Annotated in this window: 6 protein-coding genes; 4 read left to right on the forward strand and 2 right to left on the reverse strand. The window is 59.7% G+C overall.

Annotated elements, in window-relative coordinates:
* Positions 1–450: hypothetical protein (locus VEK15_16880; protein ID HXV62379.1), on the forward strand; the 450-nt coding region annotated here is incomplete at its 5' end.
* A gap of 173 nt (positions 451–623) precedes the next feature.
* Here VEK15_16880 and VEK15_16885 read toward each other — a convergent pair.
* Entirely contained in the window at positions 624–941 is a 318-nt protein-coding gene (locus tag VEK15_16885) for a HigA family addiction module antitoxin (GenBank protein HXV62380.1), read from the reverse strand.
* Between the two features lie 19 nt (positions 942–960).
* Positions 961–1,254, reverse strand: a complete 294-nt coding sequence (locus VEK15_16890) for a type II toxin-antitoxin system RelE/ParE family toxin (GenBank protein ID HXV62381.1) — start codon at positions 1,252–1,254, stop codon at positions 961–963.
* Positions 1,255–1,811: 557 nt separating this feature from the next.
* Here VEK15_16890 and VEK15_16895 point away from each other — a divergent pair.
* From VEK15_16895 to VEK15_16905, 3 genes are all read left to right on the forward strand, one after another.
* Entirely contained in the window at positions 1,812–2,063 is a 252-nt protein-coding gene (locus VEK15_16895) for a type II toxin-antitoxin system Phd/YefM family antitoxin (GenBank protein ID HXV62382.1), read from the forward strand.
* Complete coding sequence (locus tag VEK15_16900; GenBank protein ID HXV62383.1) at positions 2,053–2,466, forward strand: putative toxin-antitoxin system toxin component, PIN family; 414 nt, start codon at positions 2,053–2,055, stop codon at positions 2,464–2,466. Before VEK15_16895 ends, VEK15_16900 begins: the two co-directional genes overlap by 11 nt.
* Before the next feature lie 482 nt (positions 2,467–2,948).
* Positions 2,949–3,548, forward strand: coding sequence for a response regulator transcription factor (locus tag VEK15_16905; protein ID HXV62384.1), 600 nt, complete (start codon positions 2,949–2,951; stop codon positions 3,546–3,548).
* The last annotated feature ends 308 nt before the right edge of the window (positions 3,549–3,856 follow it).

Raw genomic sequence — 3,856 nt, forward strand, 5'->3', positions numbered from 1 at the left:
GAGGTCGACGCCTTCGAGACGGTCTTCAATAACGATTTCGATGAGAACCTTCTCAAGAGCTCGAGCTCGAACGCGCCGGCCGAGGCGCAAGTCACGCGATTCCTCCTGGGCGACGACCGGCTCAACAGCCACGACAACCTGGACATTCAGATCCAAACGAGCAACGTGTATGTCATCGAGGACACGGACTTCGGCGACATCTGGGCGTGTTTACCCGACGGCCGGGACCGGGATCTGATGACCGACGGCTGCCTGCGGATGCTGAGCGTTCGGGACCCCGACTCCGAGCCGACCGGGTTCATCTTCGACGGGACGGGGAAGACCGCCTACTACATCATTCAGCACGGTCTCCAAGATCCGGCGCTGAACGACCCGGCTTCGAATCCCACTCCGGGAGAAGTTGGCTTCACCGACGATCTCATCAAGATCACCGGCTGGAAGGTGCCGTAACCAAACGAGCCTCCCAGTTTCCTTCTCGTTCGTGGCGGCATCAGCGAGGGGGTTCGATCGGGGTCGGCTGAGCCGATTCGGATCCCGCCGCCACGGGCGAGAGGGAAGGGAGCCGTTTCCGGAACTGGCCGAGAGGATTCCCTATCAGTTTCCGAGCGGACGGGAACGGACACTCATGCCTTGGAAAGCTGCGGCAGCTTCTTCACTCTCGCGATCTCTTTGGCTGCCCCCGAACGCTTCATTTGATAGAGGTCCCAGGCCAACTGGAGATTGAGCCAGAACTGTGCCTCGATCCCGAGCAGGCGCTCGAGTCGCAGGGCGGTGTCCGGGGTAATGCCTCTTTTTCCGTGGATGAGCTCGTTCACGCGAGGGTACGACACGCCCATCCTTTCGGCGAGCTCGGTCTGAGTCATCCCCAGCGGTTTCAAGAACTCCTCGAGCAGCATTTCCCCCGGGTGGGTCGGGGGCCCATGCGTTGGAACTCGAAGCATCGTCTTCTCCCTTAGGCTCTCAGTGATAATCCACGACCCCGACCCCCTCCGCTCCCTCATCCGTCCATCGGAAGCAGACGCGATACCGGTCGTTAACGCGAATGCGGTGCTGCCCTTTTCTATCTCCTTTCAGGGCTTCCAAGCGATTCCCCGGAGGCACAGCGAGGGAGCTCAAGGAAACGGAAGCGTTCAGCTGGTCCAGTTTCCGCTGGGCTATCTTCCATACCGATTCCGGGCAGAGTTTCCTGGCGGCCTTGGTTCTCCTTCGGTTGAAGATATCTTCCGTCCCGGCGTCTTGGAAGGAGAGGATCACCTCGGCCGATTCCCAGGTGGGATTATATCGAATAACGTTACACGTTACAATCCTTCGGACTCCTCATCGCGACTTCATCACGAAATGCGGCTCCGGGTGGAGCCGACCGCCATCAACTTCACCGCGTGTAAACGGCGGCAGACCAGATCAGTTCTCGCGCCGGCTCGAGAGCTCGAACCCGGCTTTCCGGATCGTCCGTTCCATCATCGAAAAACGTCTGTTGTCTCGCTGGATGCAGAGACGCATTCGAGCGAGCGAGCTGGCGTCAATCGACCGAGGCTTGTATCTCTTTCTGGGGCTCGAATCGCCGGAGTCGCAAATCACATATTGAGTAAGACCGACGGTTGGAGGTGTTGAAAAGCGCGCCCTGATAGAAATCTTGGCGCCAGCTCCCGGAACGAAGCTCAAACGCGTACGAGATCGCTGCCCCCTTCGGAGCGGGCGATTTGTACGTCCGCACGCGGCCGTCTCCAGCCGCTGGGTCGTCATATCTTCAGTCTATTTCGTCTATTTTGTTCATTTTAGTCTATAATGGACATCAATAAGGTTGGAGTTTCATGCGTTATGTCTCCGCCACAGAAGCCAAGCAACGCTTAGCAGCGCTGCTCGATGCGGCGCAACGCGAGCCGGTTGTGATTCGGCGCCAGAAGCGCGATGTCGCCGTGCTGCTTTCCATCCAGGAGTATGAGCGTCTGCGTGCCCTCAATGCTGCAGAATTCCAACGTTTCTGCGATCGCGTGGCGCGAGATGCTGCCGCGCGGGGTCTGACCGAGGAAGGGCTCTCCGAGATCTTGTTGGATGAAGACTAGGGAGCGCTTGGTCATCGACACCAACGCACTCATCAGTCGCCTGCTACTGCCTGATTCCATGCCGGGGCGCGCCGTCCGCGCGGTCGTGGACGAAGGCCAGCTTCTCCTGTGCGAGGCGACCATGGCAGAGCTCGCGGAAGTTCTCGCCCGTCCCAAGTTCGATCGTTACGTCACGCTCGAGGATCGCCAGCAATTCCTCCGTCTCCTTGGACGGGTCGGCGAATGGGTTCCCGTCGTAGGCGTGGTTCAGGCCTGCCGAGATCCGAAGGACGACAAGTTCTTGGCGCTTGCCGTGAGCGGTCAGGCCGACATGATCATCACCGGAGATGACGACTTGCTCGTCTTGAGCCCCTTCGAAGGCATCCGGATTCTGACACCTGCGGACTACCTGGCGCGGGGTTGAAGCGAGCTGTGCGCACCAATTGAAGCGTCGACATGCCGTGGGGGCGAGGCGCACGAGCTCTTCGAACCAATTCTCCTCGAGAATCAGAGGTGGGGCTCGCCCGAGGGTCCGGCGAGACGTCGTAATCGCGCCAGGAGTGATGGTGCCTCCGAAAAAAAAACCCTCGCAGAGTGACTTTTCGTCGCCACCGAGCGACTACACCTCCAGATTCATGGGACTGGCGGAGAGCCTGGGGTCGAGATGGGCAATCCTCACCGTGTCATAAGAAAATCACTCCACGACGACAACGACCTTTTGACCGCTCCTCCTTCGTTCCGGTCGTAACCTGGAAGTCCGTCGGGCAGCCGGTTGGCTTGCCTGGGCGGAGGTGACGACCACGCGACCGGCCCTCCCAGGTCCGATGGACGCTTTGTGGAGGGCTTGTTTCGATGCACTCGGGAGCGAAATCAATCCGGACCTTGGTCGCGATCCGTTTTCGGCTGATGACCGATCTCCTCGCATATTTTCTCTCCAAGCACGATGACATCGACGTCGTCGCGCAGGCCTCGGATTCAACCGCGGCCTGGGCGCTCCTGTCAGACAGGACCGCCGACGTCGCCGTTCTGGACGGGATGCTGCTTCCAGCGAGCCGGGAGCGCGTGGCCCGGTCGAACCTGGTTTCGATGGGTGTCGTCGTCATGACGATGAATTGCGGCAAGTCACCCGAGATCACCACCCCCCTCGAACAGACCGTGCCAACCCTTGCGCAGGTCGGCATGTGCCAGACTGCTGATTCCATCGTCGAGGCCATTCGTTTCGTTGCTCGTGGAGGTTCGCGGGTTGGCGACGGCGCCAACCGAAAACGAGCAACGCGTCCGTGTCCCTTCCATTCCGCTCCCCGTCCTTTTGGTTTGACGGTCAGCGAGCTCCGCGTCTTGAAACTCCTCGTGGAAGGAAACTCGAACGGGGCCATCTCCGAAACGCTCGAGGTGAGACTACGCACGGTGGAGAGTCACCGTTATCGCCTCATGAAGAAGCTCGAGGTTCGAAACGCGGCCGAGCTCGCGGTTGTGGCGGTTCGGGCGGGTTTGGTCGATGTCTGAAGGCGACTGCGTATTGTGAGGTGAGTCACACCAAAACTCAGTAGTTTCCACATATTGACAATTCTGTTCACTTCGGATAGGTTGCGGTGCCAAGCTCGACGGGACTCACACAATCGCTTCACCGAGGGGAAACCGCGTTCCGATTTGCGGAGGACGTCATGAAACGGAATCCCAAACCACTCTTTCTCGCATTCGCCCTGTTTGCGGCTTCGGCGGTCTCGTTCGCCGACACCAACGTGAGCGGTGCGATTACGTCCGATACGACGTGGACGCTCGCCGGGAGCCCCTACATCGTCACCGGGAACGTG

The sequence above is a fragment of the Vicinamibacteria bacterium genome, from assembly GCA_035620555.1.
Classification (GTDB): Bacteria; Acidobacteriota; Vicinamibacteria; order Marinacidobacterales; family SMYC01; genus DASPGQ01.

Coding starts and splice junctions, on each gene's coding strand:
- VEK15_16885 (HXV62380.1), bottom strand. CDS start 941: ATGCTTCGAGTTCCAACGCATGGGCCCCCGACCCACCCGGGGGAAATG.
- VEK15_16895 (HXV62382.1), top strand. CDS start 1,812: ATGCGTTATGTCTCCGCCACAGAAGCCAAGCAACGCTTAGCAGCGCTG.
- VEK15_16900 (HXV62383.1), top strand. CDS start 2,053: ATGAAGACTAGGGAGCGCTTGGTCATCGACACCAACGCACTCATCAGT.
- VEK15_16905 (HXV62384.1), top strand. CDS start 2,949: ATGACCGATCTCCTCGCATATTTTCTCTCCAAGCACGATGACATCGAC.